We start from the raw sequence: 15,531 nt of genomic DNA, 5'->3' as shown, positions 1-15,531 counted from the left end.
AGGGGGGTGCTGCCGGTCGTCGATGCGCCGGCGCCGGCGCCGGCCGGCGCGCGGATCCCCGGCTCGGCGCTCGGAGGCCCCGCCGATCAGGCGCTACGGTTCGGCCATGGGAGTACTGACCCCGCTCGCCGTCCGGCTGGGGGCCCAACCGTGGCTCCCGCGGCTCTTGCGCCCGATCACCGCGTGCGACAAGGGCCTGCAGCGGATCACGTGCGGCCGCCTGGGGCTCCTCGACGTTGCGGGGCTGCCGAACGTTCTGCTCACCGTGCGGGGCAGGAAGAGCGGACAGCTGCGCTCCACGCCGCTGCTGTGCGTGCGGGAGGGCGGCCAGGCGGCGCCGCGCTGGCTGCTCGCCGGATCCAGCTTCGGCGCCCCGGCCGCCCCCGCGTGGGTGCACAACCTGCGCGAGGCGCCGACAGCCGAGATCAGCAAGGGGCGGTGGCGCACGACGGTCGTCCCCGAGGAGCTGGAGTCGCAGGAGCGCGTCCGGGCCTGGAAGGAGCTGTGCCGCACCTGGCCGAACTTCGACGTCTACCAGCGGCGCACGGAGCGGATCATCCCCGTGTTCCGGCTGGTTCCGGTCGACGAGAGGTGAGCGGTCCGCGGGGCAGCGCAGCCGGCGTCTGCCGGGCGCTTCGGCCGGACAATGCTCAGGGCTGCTTCCCGCTGGTCCGATCGAGGTATTCGGCGATCCTGTCGCGGACCCAGAGCGCAGAGTTCGCCCACCGCGGCTGCCCGAGGTCTCTGGCCACCGGTCCCGCTATGGCTGAGACGAGTCTCCTGATCCGCTTCTCCGGCAGGTTGCCGGCTAGGTATTCCAGTTCGCGGATGGTGGCGAGCGCACGGATTCTGTCGCTCTCGGCGAAGTCTTCTATCGCCTCCACTTCGGTGGCGAATACGAGGTCCCAGTCCATATGGAACCGGCCGTGAAGGTCCTCGATCCCCGGGAATCCCGCGCTTCCGGACGTGCCCATTACTTGCCCGTCACCTGCGTTCCGCATTCAGCATCGTGCCACCACTTTTGCTTAGCCTTACCTAGCCGAGGCGATACCAGCGCGGATCGCCAGGCTTGTCAAGGGCTGCGGCGGGGTTCCTGTGGACAGCGGAGCGCCCCCCTCTCGGGCACTGCGGTGGCGGTCAGCCGCTCTAACTGCGCTTACTGCGCGTCGCGTCGGCGGAACACGGCCCAGAGATGTGCAGGGATGCCGAGGTGGTCCGTGACGAACGCGGGAAAGCTGCGCGCCGCGACCTCCTCGCCGGCCGATTCCAGCTCGTAGCACCAGACGCGCCCGTCGCCCTGCTTGAAGAAGTAGAGGACGTAGCCCTGGTGGTGCCCGAAGTAGAACCGCTCTCCGATGGGCACCTGCGGGTCTTCGGCACGGCACTCGCGCAGGTAATCCGGCATTTCCAGGCAGTCGGCGCACTGGAAGTCGCTCCCGCGGAAGAGGTTCCCGGATCCGGCGCCCAGCTCGCGCATGAACGCGAGGTAGTCGGTCGGCGGAGCGACGTCGGGAAACGCCCGAAGCATCGCTCCGATCGCCTCCGCTGAGCACCCGGCCATCTCCTCGGCCCGAGCACCATCGAGCCGGACCAGCTCGCGCTTGACGGCGGCGATCCAGGTTTCCGGGCTAGCCATGGCGGGCCCTCCTCCGTCCGTGCCGGTCATCCCCCGTGGAAGGACAGCTGCTGGTGGGGCGGGTGCTGGCCTTGCCGGCAGAGCTCGGCGATCTCCGGGAAGACCCGCTCCCGCTCGGAGTTGAGGACGCGCGCCGCGGTGAGCTGCTCGATCTCGTCGGCCAGGGAGCGCATCTGGAAGCGGTTGAAGACGGTGGTCCCGTATTCGTCGACATGGCCGAGCATCGGGTAGTCGCGGAGGGAGACCCCTTCGAGGAGGGCGTGCTCATTGGCTGAGACCACGGCGGCGGTCGTGTTGCGGCGCTGGAGGACGATGTTCATTCAGTTTCAGGAGATCGACGGGTGCGCCTCGGTTCCGAGGGCTTCTGGGGCGAGGTTACGCGAGGAGGCGGCCGAGAGCCGTGCTCGTTCGGTCCGTGGACTGCCCGGTCGCAGAGCCTGCGGGATTGAAGACGTCCCACGCCGAGAAGAAGGCTCCGTTCGGCCAGGTCGCGGCCGCACAACCGTATTCCGCCTCTGCGGCGCCGGCGAGGTCCGGGGCGAGGCCGAGTACGCGCTGGCTGAGATAGACCGACGTCGGCAGTTGCGCTTCGCCCGAGGCGAGTTCAGACGGGGCGGGCAGGGACGCTTCGACGCTGATGCCGCCGTAGGAGTACGGCGCCTGTTCGGTCGCGGTGCGCAGCGCGCTGGTAGCCAGCGAGGCGAGGCTACGGGCAGCAGTGCGGTCCCGCCTGTCCCAACACTCCGGAGGCATGCCGAGAGGGCCGGCAGCCAAGGCCAGCGAGATAGGGTGCTTGCCCCCGGGCGGTGCGGGGCGGTACTCGACGACGGCAGTGCCGGTGCGCTGAGCCGCGAAACCGGCGCGCACCGGTCGGGCGGATTCGGCGCCGTCCAGCATGCGGGTGAGGCCGCTCCCGCTGAGTTCGAGGGTGCCGGTCCTCCCGGAAAGGTCGCTGACCATGGCGAATGGCAGCTCCCAGGGAGCGGTGAGGACAGTGCCGTTGGGGACAAGGCCCAGTGCGTCGGCAACCCGGCACAGGTGCGCGAAGCAGGCCGCCTCATCGCCGTCGGGATAGGCGGCGACGTCGAGGTGCGGCGGGTCGGGGTAGAGAGCGCCCGGTGCCATGGAGACCCCCTTGTTGAGTCTTCGCCGGGGCGTGCGTGGGGGAGCCTGCTCCGCCTCGTGGCGTGGGATCAGCCTCCGCTCAGGGAGTGGCCCAGAAGGTCCGGACGGCTGGGCCGAAGGCTTCGGAGACGTGCCACAACGCGTCCCGGTATGCGCGCTTGAAGTGAAAGACATGGGAGCGTCCCGGCGTGGACGGGTGGCTGGAGTTGCCGCGGAACTCGGCGGGGCGGCGGATCAGGGCCCCGTCGGGGCCGGAAGCCACGGTCTCCGCGGCGTCAGCATCGATCCAGAAGAGGCCATCGGTAATGCCTAGAGAATTAAGCAGGACTGCGTCAGTCTGGCGGAGCTGTCCTGCATGGGCCGCGGCAGTCCATGCCTCGGGGTCGGGATAGACAGAGGCGACCAGGCCGGCCACGTCGAGGGCATGTCCGGGGTCGTCCCATTCGACGTTGCCCGACAGCCTGACCCCGCCGACCTCGACGACGAGCGAGCGGAAGTGGTGGAAAGCGCCGCTGGGCCGCCCGATCGCCAGGCAGGTGACGAAGTCGCAGCCGTGCCGGACCACCGCTTGCAGCCGCGCGCCGGCCTCAGGGCGCATCGCGGTCAGCGCGGCGGGGACTGCCACCTCCCATGCCGGCACCCCGCGGACCGCCTGTGCCGCTTGATCGATGAACGCATGCCACTCATCGGCGCCGCCGATGTCGCGGAACACCGATAGCGCTGGCTGCCCGGAGCACCGCGGCGGTTCGGGTTCCGCCTCAGGCGGTTGATCCATAAGAACTCCCTCCGCTCGAGAACGTGACCGTGGGGCCGTAGGCGCCGTCGGCTTCATCGCGCAACGACACACTCAGACTGTGCCGCGGATGGCGCCGGTCGAGGAGTGCCTGCCAGCACTCCGCCACCGCCGCGGCGAGTTGCTGGAGCGGGAAGTCGAGATCGTCGGTGAAGCCCACCGAGGAGAACACGTCGAAGAGCGCCAACCGGTTCGCGTTGGACTCGGCGGCCCCGAGATCCGGCGCGCACCGGTCGATCCAGTAGTCCGCCGCCTTCGGCACCCGCTCCGCCAGGAAGACCCCTCCCCGGTGGTGCACCGTCCCTGGACAGAACAGCCAGGCCGCCGCGATCGCGTTCTGGAACCCCGCCTCGGAGTCGAGAAAGTCGAGGGGCGACACCTCGCCGGCGATGCACTTCTCTGCCTTCCACGCATGGACGAACCCGGGCGTCGGCCCGCCGCTGAGTGAAGGGGGATCGGGCATGGGCACTCCGCAGGTCAGCCGATTGATATCAGGGTCGTTTGGCAGCGTAGACGAACCTGACGCCGCGGTCCCCGCCGCTGAAGTCGGGATAGCCGATGCGGATGTCGGTGTCCATGGCGTAGGTGTTGCCGCCGTTGATGGCAGCCATGTCGACGATGAGCTCTTCGATGTCCTCGTCGAGCTCCGTGGTGTGCTCACCGACCCAGAACACGAAGGTGACCCGCTCCCGGTCGCGGGCTACGCGGATGCCCACCGCGCGCACGTTCGGCGTGATGAGCCCGAGGAGTGCCTGGACGGCGTCGAGTACGACGTCGTTCTCGAACTCGTGGGCGGATGGCGGCTCGGACAGAGACGTGGTCGTGACCGACAGCCAGCAGATATCGAAGCTGTCGAGGTCGTCCGTTAAGCTGCCGATCTCCTTGCGGAGGCGCTGCATCGCCTCCCCTTTGGGGAGGCCCCAGGGCAGGCAGAAGGGGTCGTCGACGTCGGTGAATTCGACCGGGACGACGCCGTTGTCGAAGAGGTCCGAGAGCAGCTCCATGCAGACGTCCAGGCGAGACGTCTTGCCACGCTGCTCAGCGACGGAGTCAGCGGCTCCAAGGACGAGGTTCAGGGGGAAGCAGTCGACCTTTCCGTACTCGGTGAAGTACTCGAGTTCTTCCTGGTAGAGGTTGCCCACTTGCTGTTCCTCTCTTGCCCCCGCAAGCCTCCGCGCGTGGACGTGCTGTGTGTGACGGAGTGCGGCCGGTTCAGGACAGGGCGCACTCTGGCCCTGCCGTCTCCCTTGTGGTGTCCTGCCGTTGTCCCTGACTCGTGAGAGGTGTCGGATGGCTCGGCGGTTCCATACCAAGGACGGGAAGAAAGTACAGGTGGGCGACCGCGTCTGGAGTCAGAACCACTGGCCCTGGACGATCGTCGGTGTGGAAGACCGGGGCGGTATGACGTGGGTGCTCATGGAGCACACCGAGGTCGAGTACGACACCCTCAGCATGGCGGCCCAGGACTTCGGGGACTACATCTACAAGTCCCACCCTCCTAAGAAGGACTGCCGCAGAGCGGGCTGCCAAGACCGCCCGTGGGGTGTCCAGTCCTCACTTCCGCGCCCTCCACCACCCGAACGCACGCCACACCCGTGTGGCGCCCACGTCGTCGCAGCTCCGACAGCCTCAGGTGGCATGCTCAGCGCGGGACAGCCCCTCTTCCAACCGGGACCAGTCGTCGCGCTGTGCCAATTCCGGCGACCGCTCCAGCAGCGCCGCTCTCAGGACAGCAGACCCCTCCGCCACCGCCCGGCGGAACTCCTCAGCCGGAGCCGCGCCAAGCCCCCTCTGGTAACTCGCCGCGGCCGCCACATGCTCCTCGACAGGGAGAAAAGAAAGCCAGTCAACACTCTCCGTAAAGGCGTAAACGGCTGCTCCGCCCGACTCCTGATCAGCGTTTGGCGCCGTATCGCCGACGGACACGCGGTTAAGCGTGAGAAACAGATGCGGCAGCGGAACCCACTCCCACTCAGGCGTCAGGTCCAATCCGCCCACCACCAGACGCGGCCGCCCGCAGAAACACTAAGGCCCAACTTTGGTTAAGCGGGGCAGGCAGCCCCGTCCATCCGGTGGGGGCAACAGGCCGCACTGGGGTGGATGAGCTATTGACCGACGTGGCTGAGGACGCGGGGAGAGTATTCGGTGGGCCGATCGTCGGAGAGGTCATCTCGGCAAGTCAGCCACGAAGAGCGCGGCGCCTGTATGGTATGCCCCGTCGGCATGGAATAAGTTCCCCAACGTGCGCCTTTTCGGAGACAGCGGTGGGTTGGAAAGGCTGGCCTGGGGCAGAGCCGGGGCAACTTGGAAGTTCAGACGCGGAACTCCCAAAATTTGACGCGTCGGCCGCAAATCAGGTGCGGCCCGTGATCCAGGTGGAAAAGGGCTCATAGCTGAGGGCCTCGGGAGCCACAACGCGGGCGCATTGTGCGAAGGCGACGGCGACGTCGTGGAACATCCGGTCCAGGTCTGCGCGGGCGACCCACTCTGTGTCGGGGTTTGGTTCCCAGGCATATTCGCCGCCGGGTGCGTGCTCGTCCGGAACGCAGTGGATGCGGACCATGTCGCCCTCGGGATAGTAGAAGAGCTTGCGCTGCAGGCCCTGCTCGTAGAACCAGCTCACCGCGGGTTCGCCGGCGCGGAGGGCAGCCATAGCCTCAGGAAGCTCTTCGACGAAGGTGGACAGCTCCACTTCTTCGGTTCGCCACTCTTCGCCGAACCCACTCACCCGGAAGGTCACGTCAGTGCCGCGCAGGCGGACGCAGATATCCATGACCGTGGTCTCGTAATGGTCGAGAAACTCCATTTCGACTTCGTACTCGGCCGGTGGTGCCGACGGAGGGGTGAGAGAGATCTGGAACATCGGGTGCAGGGTCCTCACGTCACGGGATGTACGGGTATCCGGTCTTGAACGTACCATCTTCCTTCAGGACGACCAGGAAATGCGTCGCCTTTTTCGACGTTCCGTCGGGATAGATGACGTTTCCCACTCCGGACGACGGGGCTTCGAACACCTGCGGTCCAGGCTTGTTGGGGTCGTAGCTCTTTTTGATCAGGTCGCTGACCTCTTGATCACTGATTTGCCAATGCCCCTGAGGTTTGTTCATGGACCGCGCGCGATCCGTCATTCGCGTGGCGGTCTTCTTTTTTCCGTGGTCATTGAATGTGTGCCCGAATGTCGGTTTGCTGGTCGGATTCCAGTTTAGCTCGCAGGGAGTCTTTCGCTTCTTGGGTTTCTCCGGGACGAAAGAGACGGTCTCTACGTCCGCCGTTGCGTCGACGGTCAGCGAGCCCGGATCAACGTGCGCATCGGAAGCCCCGGGAAAGTAGCCGGCAGGAGCGGGGTGGACGCGGTTGTTGGTGCCGCCGCCGTTGGCCAAGAGCTCACACTTGCTCGCAGCCGTGTCAAGCTTGCCCCGCGCGCTGTCGACGGCGCTCTCTAGCTTCCCGCGGGCCTTCTTCGCTTTGCGGTATCGGTTCCAGAGTTTGACGATCTTGGGCGTATTTTTCACGAGCTTCGCGCCCTTGCCGAACGGGCTGAGGCCGACGACCGTCCACAGACACGCCATAAGGTCGCCTTCGGTCAGGCATGCCTTGGCGTCGTTGTAGCCGATCAGGTCTCCGACGAGGTCCATCAGCTCGTCATAGACCTCGAACTCCTCGGCGTTGTCGAGGTCGGCCTGCGCATCCTCCAGGTCCTGCTTGGCGTCGGCGTAGGCATCGGCCGCGTCCTCGTCGAACGCCCCCACCGGATCCATGACTTCGGGGTCTTCGCCGGGTGAGGCGGAGGGGTCCTCGGGAGAGGGAGTCGGATCGGTGGAGGTATCAGGGGAAGGCGTGACGTCCTCAGTGGGCGCCTCGCTGTCGGCTGCCGGGGGATTCTCGCAGTCATCCTCCCCGGTAATGCGGCAGAGCCCTGTCTCGTAGAGGCGCTGGACGTCAGTAGGAAGCCCGAACGCGAAGATTGCGCCGACGAGCGCAGCGACCAGGAAAATTACCGCGGCGTATTCAGCTTTGAACCCGCCGTGTTCGGCACGCCAGACCCAGTGCATGCGAAAGAGACCCTCCCCCGAGTTGTGGCGAGATTCGACCACAAGTAAAGAGAAATTACCGTCGATCGATTGGGGACAACAGGGCCCTGGGGCCCCATTGTCTCTCTCGCGGAAGGCGTCGTACGTGACCGAAAGGTGGGACTGCGGCTGTCTTCCCGATGAGGGAGTGCACGAGTCGTCCACGGTATCCCGGCACGACCACCGAATTGGGCCCAGAGGCCCTCACGCTCCAGGTTCGGCGCTCAGTAGGCTTCGCTGCGCGTGGTCACAATTCCACCCGGACCGGCGCGTCGGCCACTGAGAGGACCCTCGTGATGATGGGGAGGCGCCGCGATGATGGCGCCGGCAAGGTTGAATACGGCGCGATCGTCTTCCTTGTCGCTGCCGTGATCGGCGCGGTCATGATGGTCGGCCTGCCTACTGATGTCCAAGACCTCTATAGGACTGGGCTCTGCCGCATCACCGGGACCATCGAAGAGTGCGGAGAATCCGATCCGGGCGAATCCGACGACGGCGGCAGCTCCACCGGTCCGTCCGGGCCGGAGGCCAGCGGCGATGAAGGCGCCGACAGCGAAGAAGGTGCAGACAGCGACGGCGCCGAGGCCGACCCGGACACGGTCGTCTACGATCCCGCCGCAGCTTCGGCTCTGTTTGACGCACACTCCGAGCTGGACGAAGCGCGCAGCGCATTGGCCGAGGCGAAGGAGAAGTACGCCGCTCTTGACGAAGAGCTGATGACCCTGCTCCTCGATCTCATGGGCGTCGAGGATGCACGCAAGTGCCTGACCGAAGGCGACATCGTCGCCTGTCTCTCGACCGTCGTCGGGTTGACGCCGTGGGGCAAAGGCCTCAAAGCGCTGAAGACAGCGCCGAAGATCGCGAAGCTCTTCGGGCGGTGGCGGAAGCTGAAGAAGGCCGTCGACGCGGCGGATGCACGAGTCGGAAAAGCAAAGACCGGGACGCGGGACGCCGTCTCGGGGTGTGGAGGATCGCAGCCCCGCCGCAGTGCGTTCGGCGGGGTTCCCGATGCCGAACCCGTGCTGCTGTCCGACGGCTCCGCAATGACGCTGGTCTTCGCCCCGGCCGGAGCTCCGCGCCCTTCCGACGGCGATCAGAAGAGGCCGTCGTTGGACGACCTGCTCGCCGAAGTCGACAAGCCGAGCGAACCCACACCCAGCCTTGAGGAGCTCCTGCGCAGCACGGATGGAACCGCCTGCGCCAACCCCGATCCTCGGGCAGGACCCACATCGAAACCGGGTGAGCTCAAGCAGCTCCACACAGAAGACGCCATGAAAGACAGTACGCTGGACGCGCTGCGGGATCGGAGCACTGACGACATCGTCGCGTCGCTCAAACCGGGGGCCGCGGAGCCGCTGAGAGTGAAGCCCGATGGCACCATTATGGACGGTAACCATCGGATCAAGATCCTTCAGGAGCGCGGCATCGACGTCGACGACCTTCCCCGCGAGATCCACAGGTCCGATCTGCCCGACGACGGATTCTGGGAGTGACGCGTGAGCACTGCAGATCGGGTCCGCGCTCTACTGGCCACCGAGCGAGGGCGGGACTTCCTCATCGACCTGATGTTCCAGCTGACGATCTCTGCACGCTCTGTCCGCAGCGAAGGAGCGCCAGCGGATGAGCAGGCCCGTCGGCTCGCCGGCCTGCTGGAGGTGCAGCACCTCGCCGGTGGAATACTGGTGTCCCGCGCGAGCGAAGAACCTCTTCCTGAAGCCGGCGATACTTTCCTGCGTGCTGTGCGCGAGACGGCCGAGCAGCACGAGATCGCCGGTGAAGTCCGCACGGCCCTCGCGACCGCTCTGCAGCGCAGCCAAGGGGACGGTTCGTGATGCAGCGTGCGATGGATGCCCCTCAATGGTCTTCGGGCCTGCGACCCAGCGGCGTGCGCAAGGAGCCGGATTCCATAGCGAGGGCCTCCACATGTCGCGCACCGGGCAGCACAGCAGGCGCGGCCCTAATGTCCGCTGCCATGGTCGCCCTGGCGGCAGGATGCGTCAGCCCGCCCCAGGGAGGCGGAACTCCGAACCCCCTGCCCGAAGACCAGGAAGCCGGGCATCAGGCAGGTACGGGTGTTGCGGACCGAGGCGAGCGTGGTGGGCCCACCGGCAACAATGAAGGCGCACCCCCGGTCGGGCTCGTCAAGACTCAGGCGACCGATAGCGACACGATCGAGCTCTTCACCGCGGACGCCGCGCAGACTGCGGATACCGGGGACGGGGGAGGCGGAGTGGCGCCGGATTGGGCCGCGCGGCTCAGCATCACATTTGCCTCCGCAACGAGGGACGGTGATGCACTTACCTTCACCGGGACCGCAACGTACCTTCACGACCAGGGTGAATACCTCCTTCACAGCCAGGATTTCACCGTTGAGGCGCCATCTGGCGGCCAAGATAGCGGAGGGTCTGGGACCTATGCCTCGTCAGCGGACGAGCCGTTGGCCGAGCTCACCCAAGACGAGCCGCAGGCTGACTTCGAAGTCACCATCGATGGCGTTCCCGCGGAGGCCCCCGAAGACCGGGACGCGGAAGGTCTGACCGGGCGCTACATTCGCTATGAGACGCCCGAGGAGCTGTGGGGGCACGCGGTGTCCCCGCCCAACGATTTCGTCCCTGGGCGTCTCTGCTATGCCGAGGGCGACGAATGGCACCAGGTCCCTGTCTTTGAGTATCCCGATATCCCCTGCGGGTAAACGCGGCCTGAGCCGTTCCCGCTTCGAGCCCTCTTCTGTCGGCGAACCTGACGTTTGGGCCCTCGATTGGGCTCTCAGCCTCTGGTGCGGCCAGAACCGGCCTTCCTAGTCTCGGAGGGACAGGCGAGGCGGTTCCCCCGCGGGCACGGTCTGTCCGCTGCCGTCTCGCGTGCTTCCGGGAGGCTACCTTGCCCACGCCGCCGCCTGAATTTCAACAGCAGCGTCGGAGCGCCGTGGGCTGGAGCGGACGTAGGGACCAGGGCTCAGCATTCACCCAATACGTGGCCTTGGTCTTTGCTATGGCTGCCATAGCCGCCGCAGTCTTTATCGCCGCCCCGGGAGCAGTCCGCAACCTGTTCGACATCGCCCTTTGCCGGCTCGAACGCTCTGTCTCCTTGGGAAGCGACGAATGCGCAGGTGCCCGGGGACCGGATCGGTCCGGCGCTGAGCAGGAGTACGAGTACACACCCGCTTACTGCGCGCGCGAGGGGGAGAAGGCCACCTACGGGCAGAGCTTCGCCTTGGGGATCGTCAAGCTCGGTGAAGAGTACAGCTATGCCCGAGAGGAACTGGCCAACGGGCAGGTGGTGGTGACCTTCCTACCGAAGAGGGAGGCAAGCCTGTTCAAGATCGGCTCCCTCGACTTCGGGGGCAAGAGTGGCGACGCTCCGCTGCACGGCGCGTGGGACCCGGACCTCAGCGCCGACGTCCGCTATGCGCCTGGAATGAGCTACTTCTTCGACAGTGAAAAGGAGTACGAAGAGTTCGCCGACGAGGTGAACGCGCAGATCCTCAAAGAAGCGAATGACTTCGCGAACCCCGAGGGGACGATCGGGTCGATGATTATCGAGGAGGGGATGAAAGAGGAGGGCATGCTCGACGTCGTCGAGCCCACCGTCCGCACGCAGACGGTCAGCTTCGGCGGTAACGGAGGCTATAACTTTGGCGCCTGGGCGGGACCAGCGAGCCGAGAGGGCGACTCGTACACCATGAACCTGGGTCAGCAGGGCAGGGTCGCCTTCCATCACAAGATCGACCAATCCACCTGGTACCAGGATCCGGATAATATCCAGACATCCCAGACGGTCGGGTGGGAGGCGTCCGGCAACCTCGGCGCCACTGTTCTTGCGGGCCATGCTGACGGCGGACTCAGCTGGACCGGGGGCACACGGGTCATGCGCAATGAGGACGGGTCGCTCGCCAACATCCGCTATATCGCCAGTGCGGAGGGCTCTTTCGGATTCGGAGCCGACGGCTCAATGACGAAGCGGCCGGAAGGCCAGGGCGGACTGGAGAACGGTCCGCACGGAGACGCCAAGTTCACCTCGGCCAACACAGTGACGCAGATGGTCCAGCTGGACTTCGACACCCCCGAAGAGCAGGAGACCGGCGAGCAGTTGCTTGAAGAGCACGGCATGATTCCCCCGCCCTACGTCTCGAACTCACTGGCTGACCAACTGGGAGAGGAGGACTACGGCGGCGGGGTCGTGCGGGAGCCCGATGAGGACGCCCCAGCCTGGGACCGCCTCTTCTACGAGCGGGGACGAGCGTGGCAGTCCACCGCGGACACGAAGACATCCGGCGGAGGGGTCAACTTCTACGCCGGTATGCGCTTCCAGTTCGGTGCGGGTGTGAACTGGGCCGTTTCGCAGAGCGACACGACGGACGCGATCATGCTGGCACCGCCCGAGAACGGCGAGCGGCAGTTCGTGCACTACGAGGACTGCGTTTCGGAGCGTTCCGAGGGTGACTGAGCATCGGCCGGCGGCGGCACGGGGCCCAACGCCCGACGCCCGGGTGCCTCTCCCGCTCCACTAATCTGGCGGCACCTCCCCGTCCCATGAGACCCGCCGACCAGAGAGGGGTCCGATGGCCCGCGCACTGCTTGCACCACTGACGGGTGCGGCGATCTGGCTGTTCTTCAGCATCCTGCTCGGTGTCGGCGTTCCAATGGTGGCGTCGCTTGACCAGGCGACGTCAGATGTCGGCGCGGTCCTCTGGTTCGCGCTCCCCCAACTTCCGGTGAGCTATGCGATGGTGGCGCTTGCGGCCCTTGTGTACGGCAGGGCGAGGCTCCGCAGTATCCCCGCCGCCCTCATCGTCATCGCCCCAGTGGCCGTGGACATGGTGATGGACATCGTCTTGTCCATCAGCGCCGGGACCCAAGTGTCAGTGCTCGCTGTCCGCGCGCTGTGCTTCCCGGTCGGCGCGGCGCTTGCCTGGTGGACTGTTCTGCCCGCTCAAGAGGAGAACGTCTTCCAGATGCGGTAGCGCAGCGGCGCGTTAGACCAGTGGCCGATTTGCCACTGCGCTGCGTCGGTCAGACCCACCCTTTTTGGGCCCTGGGTTGGGCTCCCGGCCTCTGTCCGGTTCGCCCGTCCGCGCTCTAGCATGCTCGCGTGCTGCGGATTCGAGCGTTTCGCCCTTCCCTCTCCGAACCAAAGACCCGGAGGGGAGGCCGCGGCGTGCTCCGATTTCGCGAGCGTTCTCGCCTGCCGAGGGGATCGGACCGGGGATCCGCTTTCAGCCAATACGGTGCTCTTCTCCTGTGCGTAGCAGCGATAACGGGGGCGGTATTCGCTGTTGGTCCAAGCTCTGTGGGCGATCTCATCAAAAACGGGCTGTGCCGCGTCGAGCGGGCCGTCACAGGAGAGGGCGACTGCGACTCCTCCGCGGCAGACGATGAGGAGATCGATTACCGGCCCACTTACTGCGTGCGCGAGGGTGTGAAAGAGACTTCTGGATACTCCATTAACCTGGGCATCTTTGAATTGGGCCAGGAGTACAGCTACGCCAAGGAGAAACTCTCGAACGGCCAGATCGTTGTCACCTTCGTGCCCACGACCGAGGTTGGTGTGGCCGGTGGCAAGGGCTGGGACTTCGGTGGCAAGCACAAGGACGCGCCGATGCACGCCGGCGCTGGCCTTGAAGGGGGCGTGAGCGCCCGCCTCTCGCCTGGTATGAGCTACATGTTCAAGAGTGAAGAGGAATACGAGCGCTTTCACGAGGAGATGGAGGAGTCCATCGCCGCCGAGCAGAACCGCACCATGAACCCGGAAGGCCAGATGGGGCTAGCGATCGCGGAGCTGGTGGGGGCCTATGATCCGCCCGAGATCACCGTGGAACCGGCTGTGCGCACGGCCACTGTGGAGATCGGTGCCGAAGCAGACCTGAGCATCGGGGCGTGGGCCGGGCCCGCCACAGAGCAGGGCGACTCCTACAACATGAACCTCGGGGTGGACGGCAACGTGTCCGTCAGCGGCAGGTATGACCGCTCCACCTGGTACCAGAATCCCAAGAATATCCAGACCTCGGAAACCTACGGCTGGACCGCTACTGGCTCGCTCGGCGCCACCGCGCTCGCCGCCCGAGCCGAAGGGGAAATGAGCTGGAGCGGTGGCACGCGCATCATGCGCAACGAGGACGGCAGCCTCGCCGGGATCCGCTACATGACCAACGCGGAGGGCGCATTCACGGTCGGCGCGGACAAGAAGACCGAGCGCAACCGGCAGGGAGGCGGCGAGGACGGCTACGGCATCGGCGCTGGCAAGAAGGAGACGAAGAGCGTCACCCAGATGGTCCAGCTTGACTTCACGACGCCCGAGGAGCAGGAGGCGGGAGAGGCCCTGATCGACGAGCACGGCCTCATTCCGCCGCCCTACGTGTCCAACGCGATGGCCGACCAGCTCGGTGAGGAGGACTACGGCGGCGACATCGCCGAGGAGCCCGGGGAAGACTCTCCTCCGTGGGACGACGTCTTCTACGAGCGCGGCCGCGCTTGGCAGTTCGCGGGCGACGTCGAGACGGACCAAGCGGAGTTCGCGGCCAAGGTCAAGATGGGCCTCCAGTTCGGGGGAAGCGTGAGCTGGTCGAAGCAGGAGCGGCACACCACCGATGCTCTGATGCTGGACGGACCTGATGGCGGCGCCCGGCGGTTCGTCGAGTACGACGATTGCGTGTCCGACCAGGCAGACAACGGTGAATGATGCAGTGGTTCGCCCGCCGCGACCGCGGCGCATCCGCTACCGAGTACGGGGCCGTGATCCTCCTCGTTGCAGCCGTGGTGGCTGCCGTAAGCGTTGCCGGCGTCCCGGGCCGGGTCGCAGAACTCTGCGCGGATGCGATCTGCCGTGTCACGGGCGGTGCCGACTGCTCCGGAGCCCAGCAGGCCGGTTCCGAGGAAGATGCCGAAACGCGAGGGCTGTTCCCTGACCCGCCGCCTATGCCCACCCCTACGACGCAACCGGCCCCGGAACGCTCCCCCATACCGAAGCCCGGCTGTGCTGATCCCGATGCGGCATGGGCAGAGGGGCTGCATGCCCACAACGACTACGACAACGAGGCCCCGCTACAAGACGCCCTCGACCAGGGCGCGGTCAGTGTCGAAGCCGACATCTGGCCTTATGAGGAGCGCGGCACCGGGACGGGCGAGCAGCGGTTCCCTCAGGAGTACGAGGACGGCGAGCTCGTCCTCAAACACGACGAGCACGGTGTTCCGCAAGGGTCCCTGAAGGAGACCTACGCGGATGCTCTGCGAGAGCGAGCGGAGGAGAACGGCGGCGAGATCTACCCGGGTCGCGATGAACCGTTCCAGCTCGTGGTGGAGATCAAAGGCCAGGAGAGCGAGGAAGACAAGCGGAGGATGTATGACCAGGCACTCCGCGACCTGGAAGGTCTGCCCGACGACGTGAACGTCGTCTTCAGCGGGGGCAGGCCCTCAGACGAGTACGTCCTCACCAACAAGCCCGGCAACGTCTCCTTCGACATCGCGCCGGAGGGAGGCGGGTGTGAGCTTCCTCCGAAGGTCGACGTCGACAGCCCTGACTACGATCCCGAGTACGCAGAGAACTTCACGATGTTCAACGCTGAATGGGGCAAGGGTCATTGCGGTGACCAGGGCAACAACAAGATCGACGACCGTGAGCAGGCCGAGCTCGACGAGATCGTGGACCGGGCACACCGCTCTGGGCTCAAAGTCCGCTTCTGGGGTGCCCCCGACGACCAGGTGCGGGCTGATTCCAATGGGAACTTCATCCCCTGCCACGGCCAGGTCGCACCGGGGCGTCAGTCGTGTGAAGGGGAGGCTCGGCGGGACGCCTGGGCTGCTCAGCAGCAGGCCGGCGTCGATTTCGTCAACACCAACCACCTGGGGAACGGGGAACGGTGGATCCGCAGCTGCGGCGAAGAGACCTAATGGTGCGGCCACTCCTTCTAC

Annotated in this window: 18 protein-coding genes; 8 read left to right on the top strand and 10 right to left on the bottom strand. The window is 66.2% G+C overall.

Going from position 1 to position 15,531, the window contains the following annotated elements; translation table 11 throughout:
• Positions 1–106 precede the first annotated feature (106 nt).
• Positions 107–595 (top strand): nitroreductase/quinone reductase family protein, encoded by a 489-nt coding sequence (locus tag ACYVGT_RS04115; RefSeq protein ID WP_460855031.1) that lies wholly within the window; start codon positions 107–109, stop codon positions 593–595.
• A gap of 55 nt (positions 596–650) precedes the next feature.
• On the opposite strand, the gene ACYVGT_RS04110 is transcribed toward ACYVGT_RS04115, so the two are convergent.
• From ACYVGT_RS04110 to ACYVGT_RS04065, 10 genes are all read right to left on the bottom strand, one after another.
• The gene (locus tag ACYVGT_RS04110; RefSeq protein WP_460855030.1) at positions 651–974 is read right to left on the bottom strand and encodes a hypothetical protein; all 324 of its coding nucleotides are present in this window, start codon (positions 972–974) and stop codon (positions 651–653) included.
• A 182-nt stretch (positions 975–1,156) separates the two neighbouring features.
• Positions 1,157–1,636, bottom strand: a complete 480-nt coding sequence (locus tag ACYVGT_RS04105) for a hypothetical protein (RefSeq protein ID WP_460855029.1) — start codon at positions 1,634–1,636, stop codon at positions 1,157–1,159.
• A 26-nt stretch (positions 1,637–1,662) separates the two neighbouring features.
• Positions 1,663–1,956: a hypothetical protein gene (locus tag ACYVGT_RS04100; RefSeq protein WP_460855028.1), complete on the bottom strand. Its 294-nt coding sequence runs from the start codon at positions 1,954–1,956 to the stop codon at positions 1,663–1,665.
• 55 nt (positions 1,957–2,011) lie between these two features.
• On the bottom strand, positions 2,012–2,761 hold the full coding sequence (locus ACYVGT_RS04095) for a hypothetical protein (RefSeq protein WP_460855027.1): 750 nt from the start codon (positions 2,759–2,761) through the stop codon (positions 2,012–2,014).
• A 79-nt stretch (positions 2,762–2,840) separates the two neighbouring features.
• A complete protein-coding gene (locus ACYVGT_RS04090) occupies positions 2,841–3,473 on the bottom strand; it encodes a hypothetical protein (RefSeq protein WP_460855026.1) in 633 nt (210 codons plus the stop codon).
• A 46-nt stretch (positions 3,474–3,519) separates the two neighbouring features.
• Positions 3,520–4,017: a hypothetical protein gene (locus tag ACYVGT_RS04085; RefSeq protein WP_460855025.1), complete on the bottom strand. Its 498-nt coding sequence runs from the start codon at positions 4,015–4,017 to the stop codon at positions 3,520–3,522.
• 28 nt (positions 4,018–4,045) lie between these two features.
• Positions 4,046–4,558 carry a hypothetical protein gene (locus tag ACYVGT_RS04080; RefSeq protein WP_460855024.1) on the bottom strand — a complete coding sequence of 171 codons (513 nt, stop codon included), beginning with the start codon at positions 4,556–4,558 and terminating at the stop codon, positions 4,046–4,048.
• Positions 4,559–5,183: 625 nt separating this feature from the next.
• Positions 5,184–5,543, bottom strand: coding sequence for a hypothetical protein (locus ACYVGT_RS04075; protein WP_460855023.1), 360 nt, complete (start codon positions 5,541–5,543; stop codon positions 5,184–5,186).
• Positions 5,544–5,907: 364 nt separating this feature from the next.
• Positions 5,908–6,417: a hypothetical protein gene (locus tag ACYVGT_RS04070; protein WP_460855022.1), complete on the bottom strand. Its 510-nt coding sequence runs from the start codon at positions 6,415–6,417 to the stop codon at positions 5,908–5,910.
• A gap of 19 nt (positions 6,418–6,436) precedes the next feature.
• Positions 6,437–7,648 carry a hypothetical protein gene (locus ACYVGT_RS04065; protein ID WP_460855021.1) on the bottom strand — a complete coding sequence of 404 codons (1,212 nt, stop codon included), beginning with the start codon at positions 7,646–7,648 and terminating at the stop codon, positions 6,437–6,439.
• A gap of 272 nt (positions 7,649–7,920) precedes the next feature.
• Between ACYVGT_RS04065 and ACYVGT_RS04060 the strand changes: the two genes are divergently transcribed.
• The 7 genes from ACYVGT_RS04060 (at position 7,921) to ACYVGT_RS04030 (ending at position 15,510) form a co-directional block, all read left to right on the top strand.
• Positions 7,921–9,117 (top strand): ParB N-terminal domain-containing protein, encoded by a 1,197-nt coding sequence (locus ACYVGT_RS04060; RefSeq protein ID WP_460855131.1) that lies wholly within the window; start codon positions 7,921–7,923, stop codon positions 9,115–9,117.
• 3 nt (positions 9,118–9,120) lie between these two features.
• The gene (locus tag ACYVGT_RS04055; protein ID WP_460855019.1) at positions 9,121–9,456 is read left to right on the top strand and encodes a hypothetical protein; all 336 of its coding nucleotides are present in this window, start codon (positions 9,121–9,123) and stop codon (positions 9,454–9,456) included.
• A 140-nt stretch (positions 9,457–9,596) separates the two neighbouring features.
• Positions 9,597–10,316, top strand: coding sequence for a hypothetical protein (locus tag ACYVGT_RS04050; RefSeq protein ID WP_460855017.1), 720 nt, complete (start codon positions 9,597–9,599; stop codon positions 10,314–10,316).
• Between the two features lie 299 nt (positions 10,317–10,615).
• The gene (locus tag ACYVGT_RS04045; RefSeq protein WP_460855015.1) at positions 10,616–12,070 is read left to right on the top strand and encodes a hypothetical protein; all 1,455 of its coding nucleotides are present in this window, start codon (positions 10,616–10,618) and stop codon (positions 12,068–12,070) included.
• A 115-nt stretch (positions 12,071–12,185) separates the two neighbouring features.
• Positions 12,186–12,587 carry a hypothetical protein gene (locus ACYVGT_RS04040; protein WP_460855014.1) on the top strand — a complete coding sequence of 134 codons (402 nt, stop codon included), beginning with the start codon at positions 12,186–12,188 and terminating at the stop codon, positions 12,585–12,587.
• Positions 12,588–12,913: 326 nt separating this feature from the next.
• A complete protein-coding gene (locus tag ACYVGT_RS04035; protein ID WP_460855013.1) occupies positions 12,914–14,302 on the top strand; it encodes a hypothetical protein in 1,389 nt (462 codons plus the stop codon).
• Positions 14,299–15,510: a PI-PLC domain-containing protein gene (locus ACYVGT_RS04030; RefSeq protein ID WP_460855012.1), complete on the top strand. Its 1,212-nt coding sequence runs from the start codon at positions 14,299–14,301 to the stop codon at positions 15,508–15,510. Before ACYVGT_RS04035 ends, ACYVGT_RS04030 begins: the two co-directional genes overlap by 4 nt.
• Positions 15,511–15,531: the final 21 nt, after the last annotated feature.

It is taken from the genome of Nocardiopsis coralliicola (assembly GCF_054779695.1).
The sequence above is the reverse complement of the archived record's forward strand: the minus strand, read 5'-3'. Positions and strand labels throughout refer to the sequence as shown.

What these genes read in the sequence shown, in the direction of transcription:
- ACYVGT_RS04060 (WP_460855131.1), top strand. Translation starts at nt 7,921, where the DNA reads ATGATGGGGAGGCGCCGCGATGATGGCGCCGGCAAGGTTGAATACGGC.
- ACYVGT_RS04105 (WP_460855029.1), bottom strand. Translation starts at nt 1,636, where the DNA reads ATGGCTAGCCCGGAAACCTGGATCGCCGCCGTCAAGCGCGAGCTGGTC.
- ACYVGT_RS04085 (WP_460855025.1), bottom strand. Translation starts at nt 4,017, where the DNA reads ATGCCCGATCCCCCTTCACTCAGCGGCGGGCCGACGCCCGGGTTCGTC.
- ACYVGT_RS04050 (WP_460855017.1), top strand. Translation starts at nt 9,597, where the DNA reads ATGGTCGCCCTGGCGGCAGGATGCGTCAGCCCGCCCCAGGGAGGCGGA.
- ACYVGT_RS04115 (WP_460855031.1), top strand. Translation starts at nt 107, where the DNA reads ATGGGAGTACTGACCCCGCTCGCCGTCCGGCTGGGGGCCCAACCGTGG.
- ACYVGT_RS04040 (WP_460855014.1), top strand. Translation starts at nt 12,186, where the DNA reads ATGGCCCGCGCACTGCTTGCACCACTGACGGGTGCGGCGATCTGGCTG.
- ACYVGT_RS04030 (WP_460855012.1), top strand. Translation starts at nt 14,299, where the DNA reads ATGATGCAGTGGTTCGCCCGCCGCGACCGCGGCGCATCCGCTACCGAG.
- ACYVGT_RS04045 (WP_460855015.1), top strand. Translation starts at nt 10,616, where the DNA reads ATGGCTGCCATAGCCGCCGCAGTCTTTATCGCCGCCCCGGGAGCAGTC.
- ACYVGT_RS04110 (WP_460855030.1), bottom strand. Translation starts at nt 974, where the DNA reads ATGGGCACGTCCGGAAGCGCGGGATTCCCGGGGATCGAGGACCTTCAC.
- ACYVGT_RS04095 (WP_460855027.1), bottom strand. Translation starts at nt 2,761, where the DNA reads ATGGCACCGGGCGCTCTCTACCCCGACCCGCCGCACCTCGACGTCGCC.
- ACYVGT_RS04070 (WP_460855022.1), bottom strand. Translation starts at nt 6,417, where the DNA reads ATGTTCCAGATCTCTCTCACCCCTCCGTCGGCACCACCGGCCGAGTAC.
- ACYVGT_RS04100 (WP_460855028.1), bottom strand. Translation starts at nt 1,956, where the DNA reads ATGAACATCGTCCTCCAGCGCCGCAACACGACCGCCGCCGTGGTCTCA.
- ACYVGT_RS04080 (WP_460855024.1), bottom strand. Translation starts at nt 4,558, where the DNA reads ATGGAGCTGCTCTCGGACCTCTTCGACAACGGCGTCGTCCCGGTCGAA.